The sequence below is a fragment of the Aeromonas sp. 600527 genome, from assembly GCF_049175415.1.
Lineage (GTDB): Bacteria > Pseudomonadota > Gammaproteobacteria > Enterobacterales > Aeromonadaceae > Aeromonas > Aeromonas veronii_A.
The window spans coordinates 148,085-166,586 of sequence record NZ_JAAKVA010000005.1 but is presented as its reverse complement, the minus strand read 5'-3'; the positions used below and the strand labels follow the sequence as shown (position 1 = coordinate 166,586).

Here is an 18,502-nt window from a genome sequence, read left to right as displayed (position 1 = left end):
TGTGATGTGTGGGGGGGGGGATTGAACTTAAAAGGCGTTATGCGCTGCGCATTTTCAGGACGAGTTTCGCATTATTTTGGAGTCGGTCAAGCAGGATGCCAAGTCGTGCTAGGCACTGTTTTAATCCAAAAAATCATGTTCTCTTCAAATAAATACGCCACTCTAATGCGATACCATGCAAGAAATTACAATTTAATTGGGTGGTTGATGAATAAAACAATTTGGGTATTGCTGATTTCATCACTGCTTATCTCAACAACTCTCCATGCTGAGAGTTGTGAGAAGAAATGGGCGAAGTATTACGCAGGTAAATCTTGGTTTGAGCCATGGTGTGACACGGAATCCTATAAAAGAAGGCATCAAGATGCTTACGCTGATGAATACATACCTAGCGCAGGTGAAATCGAAGCCATGCACGCTGAGCAGGAGGCCAAGACAGCCCAAGCAACCAAGACAACCCAAGCAGGCAAGATAGCCAAAGCAGCCAAAGAAGGAGATGCCACCGCGCAAGCCAGCCTTGGCTGGATGTTCTACAAGGGGGGGCAAGGGGTGGCCCAGAACTATGATCGGGCCGTGGTATGGTGGCGCAAGGCAGCAGAGCAAGGGGATGTTACCTCGCAGGCCAACCTCGGCATAATGTACGCTAATGGACAAGGGGTGGCGCAGGATTACAAGTTGGCTTACGTCTGGAGTTCGGTAGCTGCCGCCAATGGTGATTCTGACGCGGTCAAGACCCGTGACTTAACAGCTTCTATGTTGACTCCAACAGCATTGAGCGAAGCACAAACGTTGGCCGGCCAGTATTTTGAAAAATACCGCTCGCAGCAGTAATCATTGGATGGGGCGGGGCAGTCCAACTTTAAGGCAGGATCGTCTATTGGGGCGGGCGCAGTCCACTTTACAAAAGCGATCTGATACAGCCCTCGCTGAAGTGATCCAATGCCGCCCCAACTGATGGTGGCCAAATTCACTGCGCCACGACAATCAAGCCAATTTGGTGCCTCGGTCATAGTTGTCATAGACCCATTTGTATAAACTGCCTGCTATCTCACTGACAGGCTGGCTTTTTCCGATGATGTGCATCCATCGTCACACCTTGTTGCCACTTCCTCGTGCCGCTCGTACCCTGTGCGGCCTTGGCTGCTTGTCGGATGTTTACTGCCCATTTTGATGGCCCCTTGCTCAATGCCAAGGGTAACACCGGAGAATTGCATGGTTGATCACCCCGCCCTCTGCCAGGCCCTACTGGCCGCCATTCCCGAGGATGGCAGTAGCATCGGCAATCAGGCCCTGTATGCCGCGCTGCAAAGCCAAATCAGCGATTTGACTGAGCCCGCCTTTCAAGCAGCCCGCGATGAACTGCTGGCGCAAGGGCAACTGCGCAAGGGATGTGGCCGGGGTGATGCCGTGCTGAAGGTGTTGGAAGGGGATACGGTTGCCGATACCCTCCTCGCTTGGAAAGCCGACGGCGAGACCGCGCTGGCTTACGAGGATATGCCGGGCTTCTGCCGCAGTGTGCCGCTTAGCGAAATTGTCGAGCACGGCCATGTGCTGGCCCCGGACAGCTATGTCGGTGTTGAGGAAGTCGAGGACGACGATGAGGACTTCGCCGACACGATGAGCAGGCTCACACCTGCCGCGGCGCTCATCGATAGCGTCACTCGCTCGCAGCTTGAGCACGCTTTAGACGGGCAGCGGCGTGGCCTGAAGGTGTACGAGAGCCTGAGGAGCCTGAACGAGATCATCGGTACGCAGTACGGCGACCGCGTCCTTTTCGAGCTGCTTCAGAACGCCCATGACGCGCACGCCGTCGGCGAGAAAGGCGAGGTTGCCATTCACTTGGTGGTCGCCAACGACGACACGGGCTTACTGCTCGTTGCCAACAAGGGGCGCCCCTTCTCCGACTCGAACTTCGAGGCGATCCGCAACATCGGAACGAGCGATAAGGAAATCGGCGAAGGGATCGGAAACAAGGGCCTCGGCTTTAGAAGCGTCGAGGCGCTCACCAACGACGTCCACATCTTTTCCGCTGGCGCGCAAATACCGGCTCCCATGTTCAACGGCTACTGCTTCCGGTTCGCATCAACCGAAGAGATCGCAGAGCTCTTGGAGGAGATTGGTGCTTCTCCGGAGGTGGCCGCTAAGGTCGCTGCCGACATTCCACGCTACCTCGTCCCCGTCGCCGTTACTGAGCAGTCGGACGACGTGCGCCGCCTCGCCTCGCTGGGGTACGCGACGGTCGTCTGCCTGCCACTGGCTTCGTCGCGCGAGGTCGAACTGGCAGAGAAGCAGGTGGCCGCGCTGACCAACGCGGCCGCGCCAGTCCAGCTCTTTCTCGATCGCCTCGCGTCGCTGGAGGTCTCGATCGTTCGAGCCGGGGTCGAGGTCGAAAAGGCGACGCTGTCCCGCGCGGTTGAACCGCTCTTGCGGGACCCAATGTCGAGCATTCGAATGCAACGCGTCACACTGAGCGACGGAAGCGCATTTCTCGTTGTCAGGCAGACGCTACATAAGGACGCCGTGCTCGAGGCAGTCGCGAAGAGCATTCCGGCGGCGCCGCCACTTAAGCGCTGGCTTACCTGGAAGGGCGACGCTGTCGTTTCGATCGCCGTGTGCCTGGATAAGGCAGTCTTGCCGCGCCTGTACAACTTTCTTCCGATGGACGACCACGCAGTCTCGCCGATGGCCGGCCACATCGACGCGCCGTTCTTTGCGGACATCGACCGGCGCACCATCAAGCCCGACCTACCGCTGAACAAGCTGCTAATCGAAGCCGCGGCCGACACTGCGGCGAAGGCTTGTCTTGCGATCGTCGATGAGGGCTTAGCTGTGCCGCCAAGTGCTGTTGTCGACATGGCCGCCTGGTCGGGTCCGAGGATGGTGACGATCGTCGAAGCATTTAAGGCGCTCGGACGGCCGATCACAGACGCCGCGATTTGGCCCGCTACGTCTAGCGCAGGCGTCAAGTGGGCGTCACTGAGAAAGCTCTACGCATGGCCGGACGTCCGGACCAGGCAGATGACACCGTCGCGGCTCGAGTCGATCGCCAATGCCCATATCCTTGCCAGCGTATCCGATGCTCAGCTGTCCCGGATCAGGGCGCTCGCATCCGCCGTGTCCATGCCGCTCGAACTCCACGTGGAACGGCTGTGCGAGTGGGTCGAGGCGACGGCGGAGTATCTTTCGTCGAAGAAGAAAAAGGCCGTCGCATCGGCCTGGCGCGACTTCTACCAAGACGTGCTCTCAATCTTCGTCGCGTCGAAGATCGACCTGGCCGCGTTGGCGGGCAAGAAGGTGCTACTCGGCGACAACAACAAGCTTCTCGTTGCAACTGCGAACGGCCTGGACGACGCACCGCCCGTGTTTGCGCGGATGATGGGCACGCGCGGCAGGCGCACCCAGGGACCTCCCAACCCTCCTTCGGCCATTGCGCGCAAGTTCCGGTTTCTGAACCAGCATGTCGAGGTCCCCGAAGACGTCATCAACAAGTTCGAGAAGGCGCGCCTCCTTCGACACTACGACCCCGTCGAGGCACTTGCGGCCCTCAAGGGGGCGCTGGAGTCCGGAACGGACAACCAGCGGCAGGAAGCCCTTACGTGGGCCTTTCGTGTCTGGCTCGCCACGGGCGACAAGTCAGTCGAGACCGCGCTTCGTCAGGCCGATCTGTGCGTGCCGTGCTTAGGCGGCTGGATGCGCGCCGAAGACGCCCTAATGTCCTCGTCGTGGAGCGCCCTCGGACGAACGCTCGAGCAGTATCTCGACGAGGCCGCACCGGTTTCCCTGGACTGTAAGGAGCAGCGCAACCGACTCCTGATCGCCTTCTCCAACTGGCCGCGCGCACGTGCCGACGATAGGCGCGAGGACTGGATTCGCTTCTTGCAGATTCTCAGAGTCCCGGACGGACTGGAACCCGTAGCTGCCACCTTGCGTCATGCGGGCACGCCGAACGGCTACTGGAACTCGTTCCTCCGCGTGGGCAACCCCAAGCTAGGGTTCGATGAGACCTGGACCAAGTACGCCTCTGTGCACAAGCTGCACTACCCGCAGACCGAGTACATCATGCACGACGAGGCGTGGAGAGTGCCGGGCCAGCTCGAGCATGATCACCTCCCGAACTCCGCAAAGGAGGCGCTTTCGAACCTACTGGTCGCCTATCTGAGAACCCATGAACAGAGGCACTTCAAGTTCGACATCCGGACTTGGCGTGGGCATCAGTCCGTCATTCTTCCGACGCCCTTGTACGTCTTTCTACAACATGGCCGGTGGCTAGCGAGTGCCCGCTCTGACGAAGTCGTCTTTGCACGACCTTGCGACAGCTGGTCCACAACGGTGGCCCGTCAGCATCCCCCGCGCTTCGTGGCGCGGTTCAAGTCCGAGCCCGGCGCCCGCGAGGAGCTGCCCTCGATCCTCTTCGACCCCAAGATCGGTCTTCGTGACTGGTCTGATCAGTCTAGTGCGCCCGGCCGGTTGGCGTCGCTCGCTGCTGTGCTCCCGGATCTTTCGGCCGCGGAAAGGCGCGACCTGCGCGACCAAGTCCGCCGCGCATGGGCCGACGTCGTGGAGAGTCGCAGTACGCTGCCCGCTTCGCTTCAACTGGTAGTGGAGCGGGCGGGAAGCCTCGAACTTCTGCAGGGACGCGAGCAAGACCCGCCAGTCATCTACGTAACGAGCGAGCCTCAGGCCTTCGCCGCGCGCTCCCTGAACGACGCAGGCGAGGCGGTGCTCGACGTTGGGGGGACCGAGGCCCCTCTGATCTGCGAACTGCTCAAGGCCACCGGCCGCTTTTCTCCGCGGCTAACGGACTCCGGCGAAGTGCAGCTGGTCGTCGACGGCGCCCCGTTCGAGGCGTCGCCCGGCGCCCCCCCGCTGGTGGCCGGCGAGCTGTCCTGGCTGAGCGACGTTGCCGTCCTCGCGCACGAGCACCTTGGCGACCCTCTGGAGACGCGGACGCTGCCCTCTGACGAGCTCGACCGCCGGCTTCGCGCGATACGCGTCAGGTACTGTGGAGAATTTGCCCTCACCATCTCGGGACTCGAGATACCGGTGCGCGGCAGGGAGCGGGTGCACGCCGTACAACACGCCCGCACCCCGACGCTGCTCGTGAGGACTGATGGTCTCATCGACCTGCCGCTACTGCTCGAAGCGTCGCAGGCGCTCACCAAGCTGCTCGGGTCGCGGCGCAACACGCTCGAGCTTCTGCTGGGAAGGTTGCAGCGAGATGGCTACTGCGGCTGTGCGGCGGGGCCGTCCGAGGACATGCTGGCCAGGGCCATTGGCAGAGACGTCAGCGTCGTGCGCGAGCACTTCGCCGCGACGAAGGGCGGCGTGCAGCGCCGCGTCGACGCGGTGCTGCCGGTCGTGGCCTTCCTCAAGGACATGAAGGCCGCGGAGCGGCTTCGCGAGAGGCATGCCCAGCTCGGCCCCGCCCTGCAGCTTCGCGCCTGGCTTGTGGGTGAGCTCCAGGCAGAGTTGGTCTACCAGCTGCTCGAGGTCGTCGCCGAGACCGACGACCAGAGGGCAATCTGTCTGCGGCTTAACCTGGACTTCGCCGCCTTCGGCCGTACACTCGCCGAGCTCGGCTACCCGCCGATGAACGACGAGACGGACTTCCGCCGCCTCTTCAGCACGTACCTCGCCGAGTTGGCCCCCTTGATACGCGCTCGGCTGAGGCGAGCCTTTTTGCCCGCTTGGCGGGCCGCTGCGCCGCTCGACGAGTACGTGATCCTGCGAACGCTTGAATTCATCCAATTTGATCCGCAGTGGCTGCTGCAGTTGGAGCAGCTCGATCAAGCCCGCGTCGTCGCCTACGCGGATCTGGCGGTGGAGGCAAGGGTCGGGGCCGACGACCCCACCGTCGAGCTTGAGGCCTTGGAGGCCGTTGTAGCAGCCAACCGGAAGCTCGTGACGGCGCGCCACGCGGACCTGACGAACCTGATATGCGCCTGGTGCAGGAAGAACGGTGCCCAGCAATCGACCAACGCGGGTGCGGCCGATGCCCAGCAGCTCGTGCGCAAGCTGGACCAGGCAGGCCTGTTGGACTTCGAGGTGATCGCGCCAGGTGCCTTGCCGGCGCTGCTGCGTCGCGCCGGCTGGTGGCCAGCGAACATGCCAACCACCGAGGCCCTGCATGACCTAGGCCTGACGGCGGAGGACTTGAAGCAGGAGGAGCAGGAGGCTCGCGAACTCAGCCTGAAGGCTGAGGTGACGCGCCGTAGCATCCTTTTTGCTGGACGCTCGCTGGATACCGGAAGCCCTAGGTTCATCCAGGAGTTCGAAAACCTCGCGGACGCGGCCATCGCTCAAAGCAACGAGTGGTTCACCCGCAGTCGCGTCCGTGTCGCTCGCCTGCTTCAGCAGGAGGAAGCAGGCAAACCGTGGCTGGGATCCAGCGGAGGCGGTGGGGGTAAGGGCGGAACCTGGCGTAACCAACTGTCCGACGCAACCCGCACGTCGATGGGCATGGCGAGTGAGTGGCTGGTGTGGAAGCTGCTCTTCCGGCTCCATCCCAAGGAGATGTCTGACGAGTGCTGGGTCTCGTCAAATCGTGAAAAGTTCTGCACCGGCCCGGCAGGCGACGACTCCTTGGGCTACGACTTCCGGGTCGTGACCGCGCGCCACGAATACCTATACGAGGTCAAATCGGCGCTCGACATTGGCGGCGAGTTCGAGTTGTCGGCACGAGAGCTTGAGGTTGCTGGCAGTGCAAGAGAAGACCGAAAGCGCAGGTATCGCATCCTGTACGTACCGTTTGTATTCGACCCGACCCACTGGATGGTGATGACCCTGCCCAACCCAGTCGGCACCAAGACGCGCGACCAATTTCGCGTCGTGCGAAGCGGATCTGTTCGGTACAGATTTGAGCTGTGCTAGACCCTACTCGGCCGTTGTGGGGGGTTAAATCAGTGCAGCGCCACACGGGCATCTATAAGAACCTGTTTACGACCTCCTGAGCAGGAGAACCAGAAAGGCCGAGTGGATGAACTGCAAGCTGGTTTTGATTTTGCGCTCGCAGTTCTTCCACAACCGCCTGTTCTTTTCCAACTAGGCGGCATCACCTTGAAACTGTGCAGCTCACTGCGTTTGGCTATCTGCACCCGCAGGCTGGGTAAAGCGGGCATTGGAACAAGTGATAGCCTGGCGCGGCAAACCGGGGGTTATACGCTGTGACAATGGCCCGGAATACATCAGCGACGAGCTGAAAAAGTGGGTACAACAACAGGGATCACGCTGGGCTATATCCAACCGGGAAACCCGCAGCAGAGCATTACTATGGTTTGGCTGACCGTAATGACATGGAGCCTGTGATGTCCAAAAAAGATGATGGCGATAACCGTTCTCGTCAGTTAGACCCTGAAAATGATGCCTATTGGCAGAGTCGGGGATATGACGAACGTTCCGATGAGGACGAAGAGTAACGTAAACGCGAGGGGGTCAATGAGCCCCCGTTCTAACCGGCCAACCGTGTGGCTGCCCTTCCCAGCCAGCCATATATGACAGGTACCCCTAGTCGTGTGTGTGTGATTTTGGTGGGTAATAATGTGCAATGTGTGCAAACCAGCCTAACCCACAGCAAACCGGAGATAACTCAAACCCTCTTGATTCAAGGCTTTACGAGTCGTACTATCCTTGTGAAACCGCAGTTTCGGGATTCAAAATCCGCCGGTGAATAACCGTGTCGGTTCGAGTCCGACCCCGGGCACCATCAAATTCATGACAAAAGGCCATCAGCAATGATGGCCTTTTGTTTTTTGGCGTTCCTGCGCATTGGAGCGTTACTGTTGAGCTGGCAATACTTCCCGTTACCTCTTGGTATCCCTTCTCTTTTGCCGCTCTCCGTTATTTCCTTTCCTTGATATAGCCGCTGACGGCATCACCGCCAGCGGTCTGTTTCTATTGCGGTTTTCTTTCATTTCCTTGCTACGCAGTAGCATGGTCGCGCGCTATCCCAGCAGGGCAAACAGCAGGGTACCGAGGGTACCTGCGAGCGTCAGCGCTATGATGGCTCTGGGGGTACCGTGCAGCTTGGTCCACATAAACAGGCTGGTGAGGGCGAGCAGCAGCAGAGCCAGGGCGGCGAGGTCGCCAAACAGCTGCCAGCCGAGGCCGGTGCCCATGCCGCGGTGCAGCCGGTTGAGGCTGGCGGCAAAGTTGGCCAGTTGCAGGTCGGTACGTACCAGCAGGGTACCCTCAACATAGCTGGCAGCCACGCTCTGGCTGAGGGTGACGCCGCGCATTTCCCACTTGGCGGGCAGGATGAGCAGGCCGTTCGGGGTGGGCAGAGTCTGGGCCGGGGTGATCATGGTTCGCCCGTCGGCAAAGGTATCGGGATAGCGCTGTTGCAGCAGGCTTTTCAGCTGCTCCGGGCTGGCGAGTGGCGCCTCGAGCACTATCTCTTCACTCGATTTGTCGGTGTGGGGGCCGGGGATGGGCAACACTGCACGGTGTTGCAGCCAGAGACCGGTGATGCCGTACATCAGTATCAGGGCTAGGGTAAAAAAACCGGCCCAGGCATGGAGGCGGCGTACCCATTTGTTGTTGTGAAGGGGAACTCTTCTGTGTTTCATCGTGGTTGCTTCATAAAAAACTGGCCAGCAGGGGCTGGCCAGTCGGGGTGGTTGTCACAGAGATCAGAAGCGGTAGGTACCGGTCAGACTCAGCTGACGGGGCGTACCCGGCATGATCTGGGTGGCACTGGTGGCGCTGACAAAGTACTCGTGATCGGTCAGGTTTTCGGCGCTCAGCTCGGCTTCCCACTGCTGCCAGCGATAACCGGCGCGCGCATCGAAGCGAGCGTAACCGGGCAGTGTGGTGGTGTTGGCGTTGTCGGCGAAGCGATCGCCCACCGCCGTTACGCCGGTTTCGCCGAACCAGCCCTGCTCGCCACTCTTGTAGCCGAGATAGAACTGGCCATTCTGGCGGGAGACGTTCATCGGGCGCTTGCCCTGCAGATCCGCATCCGCCTTGACCTGCTCCGCATCCTGAATGGCGAAGCCGCCACGCAGGTAGATCTCTTCGGTCAGCTCGGCGCGCGCGCTCAGCTCGACACCCTCGGTGCGCTGCAGGCCGGTGAGGATCACCTTGGTGGGATCCAGCGGATCCTTGGTGCGCTTGTTGTACATCTCCAGTCGATAGAGGGAGAGGGTGGTCGCCAGCTTGCCGTTCAGCCAGTCACTCTTCACGCCACCTTCGTAGAGGCGGGTGTGCTGGGGTTCCAGCCCGTTGTTCTTGTCGCCCGGGGTGATGCCGATCAGCTCGCCGCCCACCGGGGTGAAGGTCTTGCTGTAGGAGGTATAGAAGGCGTGATCCTCGAGGGGATTCCACACCAGACCGAGGCGCGGGCTCAGGCTGTTGACCGAGACGCTCTCCTCCTTGTTGAGGTCGTAGCGGCGACTGGTGACGGTGAAGTCGTCACGGCGCAGCCCGCCAACCAGATGCCAGTCACCCAGGCTGAGCTGATCCTGCAGATAGAGGCCATTGCCGCGCACCTTGTGTTTGGCGTCGCTGGAGAGCTTCATGGCGCCATTGTAGGTAGGCAGTGAGCCCGGGTCGTAGAGGTTGCCGGACGGGATGGCGGTGGCGTTCTGGTAGAGCTTGGGTGTGCGCTCCTGCCAGTTCTGCTCGAAGCCGGCCAGCAGGCGATGTTCCACCGGGCCGGTCTGGAACAGACCTTCGGCCTCGGTATTGCTGATCAGGTTCTTTGCTTTCAGATCCTGCTGCCAGCGGGAGCGGGTCACCTGATCCCCCTTGACGCTGGTGACATAGGTGTTGTCGAACTGGCTGTCGAGGGTGGAGTAACCGAGCTGCTGGCGCAGTTGCCACTGATCGTTGATATCCCAGGAGAGGCGGGAACGGGTGGATTGCGCCACGTCATCGATGAAGTCACGGCTGGTATCGCTGTAAACATACTCCCGCGGCACATCGGCCGGTCGGCCATTGACCCCGGGAATGCCGCGATCCGGGGTGCGGTCATGTTCGTTGCGCTCGTACTGCACCAGCCAGTTGAGGTTGTCGCTGATCTCCCAGTTGGCGGAGGGAGCCAGCAGGGTGCGTTTGCTCTTCACGCCGTTGCGGAAGCTATCTTTGTCCTCTTGCGCCATGTTGAGGCGCAGTTGCACCTGCTCACTCGCCTCGCCATTGAGGTCGGCGGCCAGTCGCTGACTGTCAAAGCTGCCGACCCGGGCGGTGACGCTGGACTCCTGCCCTTTCTGCGGCTTCTTGCTGACCCGGTTGACGATGCCCCCCGTGCTGCCGCGGCCGTAGAGCACGGCGGCCGGGCCCTTGAGCACTTCCACCCGCTCGATGTTGCCGAGATCCCGGGTGTACTGCATGTCGTCGCGGAATCCGTCGAGATAGAAGTCGTTGCTGGCGCTGAAGCCGCGGATATTGACCCCGTCGAAGCGGGTGTCACCGCTGGCGTTGACACCGGGGATGCCGCTCAGGGCTTCACTCAGCGTCGGTTGGCCGAAGGCGGTCAGCTCGCTGGCCTTGACGCTGTCGATGGTCTGGGGAACCAGCTTGGCTGGTGTATTGGTACGGGTAGCGGTGGCAACTTCCTGATGCTGGGAGCGTTTGCCAACCACTGTCATGGTTTCATCGGCGGCCTGGGCTGTGAAGCCGGTGCCCAGCAGTGCCAGCGAGACCAGGGTTCTGCGAAAGTGAGGGTGCTGCATATTCAATATTGACTCTTTGTATGTCGACCTGACGGCTCGAACATATTGATTTAATTATAATTAGCCTGACCCGCTTAAGCGGGATGCCAATGATATTGATTTTCATTTGTCTGGCAAGGTGAAAATGGATAGGGGTATTGGAGGCGGGTTGTGCGGTCGGGGGGAGCTCGGCTGAAAAGCAGAGCCATTGCAGCAAACCGCGCGAACGAAGCGAGGGAAAAAGGGCGTAGCGGAAGAGAAAGGGACAAAACGTGAAGAGGCATCCGGCCCGATAGGACGGGCCGGATATCGGACTCAGTTGGTGCGCAGTAGTCGGCGGGTGAGGGGCTGGGCCGCCAGCAGGCGATAGGCCAGCAGAGATGCTCCCAGCAGCAGCGGCACCTTGGCAATCTCCCACGGGATGGATGCGCCCTGCGGGCCAAACACGAAGAGCCAGAGCACCAGCATCATGTGCAGGCAGTAGATCCCGAGCACTTTGGGGGCCTGACGTTCAAGCCAGCTGCCTTTGCCCCACTCGGGGTTGGCCAGCAGCAGGCCAAACAGGCCGAGGGCCCAGGGAAGGGAACCGAGCAGGAAGTCGTGGCGGGTAAGCGGTACCGCGGCAAAGTGCTGCAGCACCCAGGCTTCACAGCCATAGAGCGCCACGCCCGCCAGCAGCAATTGCCAGCCGGTGCGGGCATCCGGTTGCCACTGAAGCTGGCGCAGCAGGGCCCCGAGCGCCACAAACACCAGGGAGAAGAAGGGGCCGTTACGGGTGAGCAGTGGCCACTCGGCGCCCAGCAGCGGCTTGGCATAGGAGCCCCCCAGCAGCGCCAGCAGGTAGAGGCCAAGACCCAGCCAGAGGGCGAGCGATGGTCTGCCAAGCCGGTAGCAGAGTGCCAGCAGGGCCACCGCCATGACCAGGGCTGGCAGGAACCAGAGGTGGATCATGCCGCCCACCAGCCAGCCATTGAGGGGGTCGCCGAGCTGGAATTGCCACTGCCCGCGCAGGGAGGCCAGATAGCCTTGCTGCACGGCATCCAGCGGATTGAACGGCACCAGCAGGTAGACCAGACTCCACACCAGCCAGAGCTGCAGCAAGGGGCGGCAGTAGCGCCAGGTCACGGTCAGCGGCGCCTCGCGACTCAGTCTCGGCTGCAGAAAATAACCGGCACAGAGGAAAAATAGCGGCACGGCAAAGCCGCATAACTGGTTGATGGTGCCGCTTAGCCAGAGCCAGGATTCGCCTCCCCACAGGGCGGGATTGAAGGGGTTGTCGAAAGGGGATACATGAATGGTCATCACGGCCAGAATGGTCAGTACCCGCCCGCACTCGATACTGGAAATGCGCATGGTGGCTCGTCGTTACAGGGGTTGTGATGGCACGCTAAAATTCTCGCTGCCAGGTTACAACCAATTGATTCTATTAGTGTGATTCACGCTGTTGAGTAGTTAAGTTTTGTAACGGGATGGCGGAAGGTGTTACCTGTAGCGGGAACTGGATCCCATTTTTTGGGCGCGCTCATGTAGATAAAAAAGCGAGGCGGGCGCCTCGCTTGGTTGGGGATCTCGAGCTTACTGGTGAGTCAGCATGCTGCTCTGGTTGGCGGCAAGGGTGGTTCTGCCCGAGCTCTCCAGCCAGGTTTTGATCCGTTTGGCATCGGCGACCCGATCGTTGGTGGTCTCGGCATTGAGCAGCACCATGATCACCGGTTCGTGATTGACCTTGGTGCCCAGCACCAGACAGCGGCCCGCTTCGCGGATATAGCCGGTCTTGGAGAGGGTGAACTCCCACTGCCCCTCGCGGATCAGCCGGTTGGAGTTGAGGTAGTGCAGCTGGCGCTTGTTGGTACGCACATAGCTCTGCTCGTCGGTGGAGTACTGGCGGATTAGCGGATAGGAGGCTGCTGCTGCGGCGAGCTTGGCCAGATCCTGCGCGGTGGAGACATTGCGCGGGTTGAGCCCGGTGCTGTCGGCGTAGTGGGTATTCCACATCCCCAGCATGCGGGCTTTGGCGTTCATCGCCTCGACAAAGGCACGCTGGCCGCCGGGATAGTGGCGGGCCAGCGCCGAGGCTGCGCGGTTTTCAGAGGACATCAGGGCGATATGGAGCATTTCGGCGCGGCTGAGCTTCGAGCCAATGGCTAGGCGCGATCCGGTTCCCTTGATGCGGTCGATGTCGGCATTGGTCACGGTGAGCATTTCATTGAGGCGCAGGTTGGCATCCAGCACTACCAGCGCCGTCATCAGCTTGGTGAGAGAGGCGATGGGCATGACCCGGTTGCCGTTGCGCTCGGAGATCACCTCGCCGGTTCTGTGGTTGGCCACCACGAAAGCGGCCGAGCTGAGGTTGGGCACATCCCGTCGCTCGAGAAAGCCGCTGCTGCTCTTGCTGCTGGCGGAAAAGGGGTTGGCATGGGCACTGTCCATAGTGGCCGGCAGCATTACTGCGCCAAGCAACAGGGGAAGGAGGGAACGCATCATCATGATCAGCTCTACCGGACGAAATACAGGGATATCTCGCTAAGTTATATGTCGTGAACTGGCGCTTCACAATCATTCTCACCTTGATATTGATAATTTACGGCGTTGAGCGCGCTCTGATGGCGAGGAGAGCGTAAAAGAGGTCTCCATGGAGTCTTTTTTTGCATTGAAACTATGGGCTGGCCGTGATGGCGAGCGGAAGCCGGCGCTAAAAAAATCGGGACCAGAACGGTCCCGATTGGCATGGAGCATTGCTTATCGTTTAGTGGGCATCTTCCTGCTTTATCTTGAAGCGCATGGCGATCACCACGAACAGCAGCGGGCCAATGATGGTCCAGACGCCGGTGGAGATATCGCCGGAGATAAAGGGGGCGACCACGGTAAAGACGTTGCCGAAGGCGACCAGGATCAGGCTGATGATGGTAGCCAGCAGCACGGAACCCGCGCTCTTGAAGAAGATCAGGTCCTTGCCCAGCGCCGGGTTGTTGCGATAGCGATACCAGGCGTAGATGAGGAACATGTAGGGCAGGGTCATGCCGACGTTGGTCATGGTGATGATCAGCTCATAGAGGGCGGCGGCCCCTTCCGGGTTGATCAGGGTAAAGATGGACTTGGCGGCAATGAACAGACAGACCACCCAGGCTTGCACCTTGAGGGCTTCAATCCGCACGCCATTCTCGTTCTCGCGTTGGAAACGCTCCGGCCAGAAGTAACTCGGGGTGCCGGTGATGAACTGGCGCAGTGGCGCGTAGGAGAGGGCGATAAAGGCACCCAGATAGCTCAGGAACATGCCAAGGCCAGCAAAGCGCATGAATAGCTGCCCCAGCCACTCGCCACCGAGATGGCGCCCCAGCTCCAGCATGATGATGAAGAGGGCGGAGAGAGAGGTGATCCCCTCGGCCGGGAAGTCGCTCCAGCGCATGATTGAGCCGACCGCCAGAAAGCCGATGATGTAGCAGAGCACGATGAAGGCGCCGGAGAGGAAGATGCCGCGCTTGAGGTCGCGCTCCGGATCTTCCAGCTCGTCAGCCACCCCGGCCATCGCCTCGACCCCGCCGTAGGCGAAGATGGCGAACACCATAAAGCCGAGGAAGGGGATGATGTCGTTGAAAGCGGCATTGGGAGACGCCGTCAGCGATGCCTGGGTGAAGGGTTCCTGCAGAGTCATGCCGCTCACTGCGAAGGTGAAGACGCCACCGACCAGCAGCAACACGTTGAGTGCCACCACGGAGAGACCGCCGATGGCCGCCACTTTGGCGAAGCGGGCGCTACCCAGGGTGATGAGCTTGGTGACGGTGGCAACCAGCGCGATGGCGACCACTCCCAGAATAAAGGGGCCGAAGTCGATGCCGGTACCCAGGGTGACCGGGATGACGGTGATGTCGCGGCCAAACAGCATGAAGGAGAGGGGCACCCACATAGAGAGCGCCTTGCCAAACATCCAGATGACGTAGGAAGCGAACCACATGGTCAGACCGATAAAGGCGAATCGGGTCGAGACCGAATGGCGCATCCAGGTAAAGATGCCGCCCGCCTCTTTGCGAAAGCCGGTGCCGAATTCGATCATCATCAAAATGAACGGGATGAAGAAAAACAGACCGCCAATGACGAACATCGGAATGGCGGCATATCCCATTCGGTAAAAACCGATCCCGATATTAGTGACGCCAAATACCGATGTTAATATCATCAATATAAAGGCGCCCAATTTCAGCTTTTTTGCTGACATATTAAAAACTCCCTGATGGTGCTGGATTTAAAATAATCAAAAATTAAACAGACGAAACCGGACCCATTAATAACGCGGTAGCGCCATGCCATCTTGCTGTGGCGGGCGCGATCGGGTCATCTCTGACCGGGCTGGCTTACCCGTCAGGCGGTCAATGAACGTATGGGTGGAGCAGCATGGTCTGTGCCATGCGCGGTATTGGTCAGCGTTGCCGAAAATTAACTGTGAACGATTTTATCATTAATGCTGCTGGGCAGGTAAGTTTCCCGAATGAAGCTGTGGTTGAAATAAACAGACCTGCCAGTTAATTGATACGTTGCGGATGTAAACATTTACGCCCGGGCCGACACTTATTTCCATTATTGGTATTCGGCATATTTGGCGGAGTGAATTACGCCATCCTGCCTGATAAATACGCACCAATGGCGACAGCGCTTATCCTCCCAGCCGGGTCAGCAGCACGCCGCCAGTGATAATGGCCGCCGCCGTCAGCCGCATGCGCCCGAGCGGCTCTTTCAGCAGCCAGACCGAGAGCAGCATGGCAAACAGCACACTGCTTTCGCGCAGAGCCGCGACCACGCCAATGGGGGCTTGGGTCATGGCCCAGATAACAATCCCGTAGGCGAGTAGTGACATGGCACCTCCTGCCATTCCCGCCATCGCATGGCGACGGATCTGGCGCCATGCGTTGCGTTTCTGGTGGACGATCAGCACCAGCAGCATCGCCAGCCCGGTACAGGCAAAGAGCCAGAGGGTGTAGCGTACCGGTTCACCCCCTGCGCGGGCGCCGGCCCCATCCGAGAGGGTATAGGTCGCCGTGAACATGGCCGTGATCAGTGCCGCCCGAACCGCTTTGCTGGCAAGGCGCTGCTGCCCGCCTCGCCAGGCCATCAGCAAGACCCCCATGATCAGCACGCAGGCGCCGACGATGCCGCCGTAACCGGGGTAGTCCCCCAGCAGCAGGGCACTTAGCGCCATGGCGAGCAGCGGGGCACTGCCACGGGCCAGCGGATAGATCTGGCCAAAATCGCCCTGATTGTAGGCATGGCTGAGAAACAGGCAGTAACCGATATGGAGCAGGACTGAGAGGCCGAGCCAGGGCAGCTCGGCAGCAGAGGGAAGCCCCATGGGCAGCAGCGCGACGGCGGCGATAAGCCCGGAGAAGATCGCCACCAGGGACACGCCCACCAGCCGCTCTTCGCCAATTTTGACCAGTGCATTCCAGCTGGCGTGAAGCAGGGCGGCCAGCAGAACGGCAAAAAAGACGGTGGTGCTCATGGGAAAGGGCTCTCGGGCGATGGGGGCCAACAGCATACCCGCCTGGAGCCTGATTGGCCGAGATCTTTATCAAGGCTTCGGTTTCTCGGGGTTCTTCTCTTGCTTGGTGGTGCTGCCCAGTTGCCCCAGCACCAGTTTGGGGTGGGGATCGGTCTGCAGCGGAATATCCTGCAACTGCGTTCCCTGCTGGTGGCGATGGATGATTACTGCGGCCATCTTGCCCAGCGCCTCGTAGCTGCTGATGGTGCCAACGCTGCAGCCGTGCTCTACGAACAGCTCGGCACTGCAGATGGTAGGGATGGCCGCTGCGTTGAGTGCATTCAGCAAACGGGGAGCGATGGAGAGCAGATAGCTGTCTGCGGCCAGAAAGACGATGTCGTTTTTGGCATCCTGTTGCAGTCGCTTCAACTCGGTCTCCAGTCGCTTTGGATCTGGTGCAATGCGCCAGGTTGCGACTTGCCACTGGTAACCTTTGGCCGCGTTGATCAGCATGTCGGCCACCAGCAGGGTGTTCTGCTCCCGCGGATTGAATGGGAGCAACAGCCGTTTATTCGATGGAAGGTACTTGCTGGCATTGGCCAGTTGCAGCGCCATGGGTACCATGTTGCTTACTCCGGCGACCATGCTGTTCTGAGTTTTGTCCTCAGAGAGAAAGCCTGCCCCTACAGGATCTGAAACCACGTTGAAGATCATGGGTTTTCGATTGGCTATCAGACTCTTTGCCATGGTGGTGGCCGTGGTACCGAAGGTGTAGATGTAGTCGTACTCCGCCAGTTTCGGCAGCATCTGCTGACGCAGCATGGTCGCCAGCGCAGTGCGATCCTGATCGGCATTGTAGATGGTGATGGTGGTCTGGTAGCCAAGTCGGGTCAGCTCGGCCCGAAAGCCCGCCTCGGCGGCGGTTTCGCCACGCCACAGCACCATGGCGATATTGAGGGCGTGAGCGGGAAGAGCCAGCAGCAACAGCAGGACGAAAAGCAGCCTGACCATGATCATCTCTCCGGCGATACATCTACTCTTGAGCCTAGGCCAGTTTGTGGTTTTCTGAGCAACAGCGACGAAAAAGCGCGATGGCAAGCCATCGCGCTTTGGGTATCAGAAAACCTCGATTAGAAGTCGTAGCGAGCAGCCAGCTGGAAGTCATCCTTGTTGGCGGTCGCTTTGCCGGCAACGCTGTCCAGATTGTTGATGCGGTACTCGCCAATCACCCGCAGGTTCTTGTTGAACTTGTACTGGGCTCCCAGGGTGTAGTAATCCACATTGTCTTTCTTGGTGCCAGCCTTGTCCTGCTCCTGTTTGTTCCACAGCGCCATCAGACCGAAGCCATTCTCGAAGTTGTAGCCCAGCGCGGCTTCCCAACCGGTGTGATCGGTGCCGGTCGCCAGGAAGTCGCTGCCATCGGCATAACTCAGGGCGGCGTAGGCGGCCTTGTTGTCAAACTTGGCGGAGATCAGCCACAGTTTTGCATCTTCTTCACCGCTCTTGTCGCGCAGGCCGACGTTATAGGCGGTACCCAGCGACAGGTTGAAAGGGAAGGTATAGGCCACGGCTGCTCCGTAGGCCGCGTCGCTATCCTTGCTGGTAGTCTCTTCGGTGTCACCACCGTCGAACTTGTAGCTGGTGTCGAGCTGGAAGCCATTGAACAGGCCGGAGTATTTCAGTACGGAACCGGCGCGGTTGGTGGCGAAGGTGTCGGTTTTTGCACCCAGCGCTTCGTTACCGTAGCCGTCGGAGAGGGAGACATCAGTCCAGTCCGCCAGGAAACCCGGGGCACCTTTCTGGCGGCCGAAGGTCACTGTACCCCAGTCAGCGCCCACACCGGCAAAGGCCAGACGGGTACGCAGGTTGTCGGAGCTCTCGCTGATGGTCTTCTCGCTGTCGTTGATGTACATCTGCACTTCGTACTGGGCCAGCGCCTTCAGACCGCTCTGGATCTGGGTCTCGGCCTTGGCACCGAAGCGGACAAACTGGTTGGCCCCTTGCTTGGCGCTGTAATCCTTGGTGCCATTCGGGTTGGCGGTATCGACGTTTTCTTTCTTGTCGCCGAAGAATTGACCGGCGTAGATGCGTCCATACAGGTCCAGCATGGCGGTATCATTTTTATATACTTCAACGGCTTGTGCCTGGAAGGCGGCAGTCAGAGCCAGTGCCACTACAGTCAGCTTTTTCATCTTAATCCCTTGTGTTGCAAGCTTTTGTTTTGAAGACGGGGCCATCCTAGGGAGGAGGCATGACAGCGGGGTGACAACTGGATGAAGAGTCGATGGCAATTGGGTTGCAATTGGATGAATTGGCTACATTTATGCCCCTGGCAGCTACTTTTGTGCGCAAAGGTTTGCCCTTGTGGTAGAATGCCGCCCGT

Annotated in this window: 10 protein-coding genes and 2 pseudogenes; 3 read left to right on the top strand and 9 right to left on the bottom strand. The window is 59.9% G+C overall.

Annotated features, from left to right (window positions below):
• The first annotated feature begins 105 nt into the window (after positions 1-105).
• Entirely contained in the window at positions 106-831 is a 726-nt protein-coding gene (locus tag G5154_RS09165) for a tetratricopeptide repeat protein (protein WP_168769950.1), read from the top strand.
• 381 nt (positions 832-1,212) lie between these two features.
• Positions 1,213-6,870 (top strand): sacsin N-terminal ATP-binding-like domain-containing protein, encoded by a 5,658-nt coding sequence (locus tag G5154_RS09160; RefSeq protein WP_265776145.1) that lies wholly within the window; start codon positions 1,213-1,215, stop codon positions 6,868-6,870.
• A gap of 66 nt (positions 6,871-6,936) precedes the next feature.
• Here G5154_RS09160 and G5154_RS09155 read toward each other — a convergent pair.
• A pseudogene (locus tag G5154_RS09155) lies at positions 6,937-7,094 on the bottom strand (IS5/IS1182 family transposase); the annotation flags it as partial.
• Here G5154_RS09155 and G5154_RS09150 point away from each other — a divergent pair.
• A pseudogene (locus G5154_RS09150) lies at positions 7,088-7,263 on the top strand (DDE-type integrase/transposase/recombinase); the annotation flags it as partial. The pseudogenes G5154_RS09155 and G5154_RS09150 sit on opposite strands and share 7 nt — an antisense overlap.
• A gap of 677 nt (positions 7,264-7,940) precedes the next feature.
• On the opposite strand, the gene G5154_RS09145 reads toward G5154_RS09150, so the two are convergent.
• From G5154_RS09145 to G5154_RS09110, 8 genes are all read right to left on the bottom strand, one after another.
• The gene (locus tag G5154_RS09145) at positions 7,941-8,564 is read right to left on the bottom strand and encodes a PepSY-associated TM helix domain-containing protein (RefSeq protein ID WP_421250856.1); all 624 of its coding nucleotides are present in this window, start codon (positions 8,562-8,564) and stop codon (positions 7,941-7,943) included.
• 63 nt (positions 8,565-8,627) lie between these two features.
• Positions 8,628-10,670 carry a TonB-dependent receptor gene (locus tag G5154_RS09140; protein WP_421250855.1) on the bottom strand — a complete coding sequence of 681 codons (2,043 nt, stop codon included), beginning with the start codon at positions 10,668-10,670 and terminating at the stop codon, positions 8,628-8,630.
• Between the two features lie 294 nt (positions 10,671-10,964).
• Positions 10,965-12,002 (bottom strand): acyltransferase, encoded by a 1,038-nt coding sequence (locus tag G5154_RS09135; RefSeq protein ID WP_421263922.1) that lies wholly within the window; start codon positions 12,000-12,002, stop codon positions 10,965-10,967.
• Between the two features lie 222 nt (positions 12,003-12,224).
• Positions 12,225-13,136 carry a D-alanyl-D-alanine endopeptidase gene (gene pbpG, locus G5154_RS09130; protein WP_005342802.1) on the bottom strand — a complete coding sequence of 304 codons (912 nt, stop codon included), beginning with the start codon at positions 13,134-13,136 and terminating at the stop codon, positions 12,225-12,227.
• 259 nt (positions 13,137-13,395) lie between these two features.
• Positions 13,396-14,862 carry a glutamate/gamma-aminobutyrate family transporter YjeM gene (gene yjeM / locus G5154_RS09125; protein ID WP_279490100.1) on the bottom strand — a complete coding sequence of 489 codons (1,467 nt, stop codon included), beginning with the start codon at positions 14,860-14,862 and terminating at the stop codon, positions 13,396-13,398.
• Positions 14,863-15,297: 435 nt separating this feature from the next.
• Complete coding sequence (locus G5154_RS09120) at positions 15,298-16,176, bottom strand: EamA family transporter (protein WP_321537283.1); 879 nt, start codon at positions 16,174-16,176, stop codon at positions 15,298-15,300.
• Between the two features lie 33 nt (positions 16,177-16,209).
• The gene (locus tag G5154_RS09115; protein ID WP_337073090.1) at positions 16,210-17,130 is read right to left on the bottom strand and encodes an ABC transporter substrate-binding protein; all 921 of its coding nucleotides are present in this window, start codon (positions 17,128-17,130) and stop codon (positions 16,210-16,212) included.
• Positions 17,131-17,249: 119 nt separating this feature from the next.
• Entirely contained in the window at positions 17,250-18,311 is a 1,062-nt protein-coding gene (locus G5154_RS09110; protein ID WP_216952723.1) for a porin, read from the bottom strand.
• Positions 18,312-18,502 lie beyond the last annotated feature (191 nt).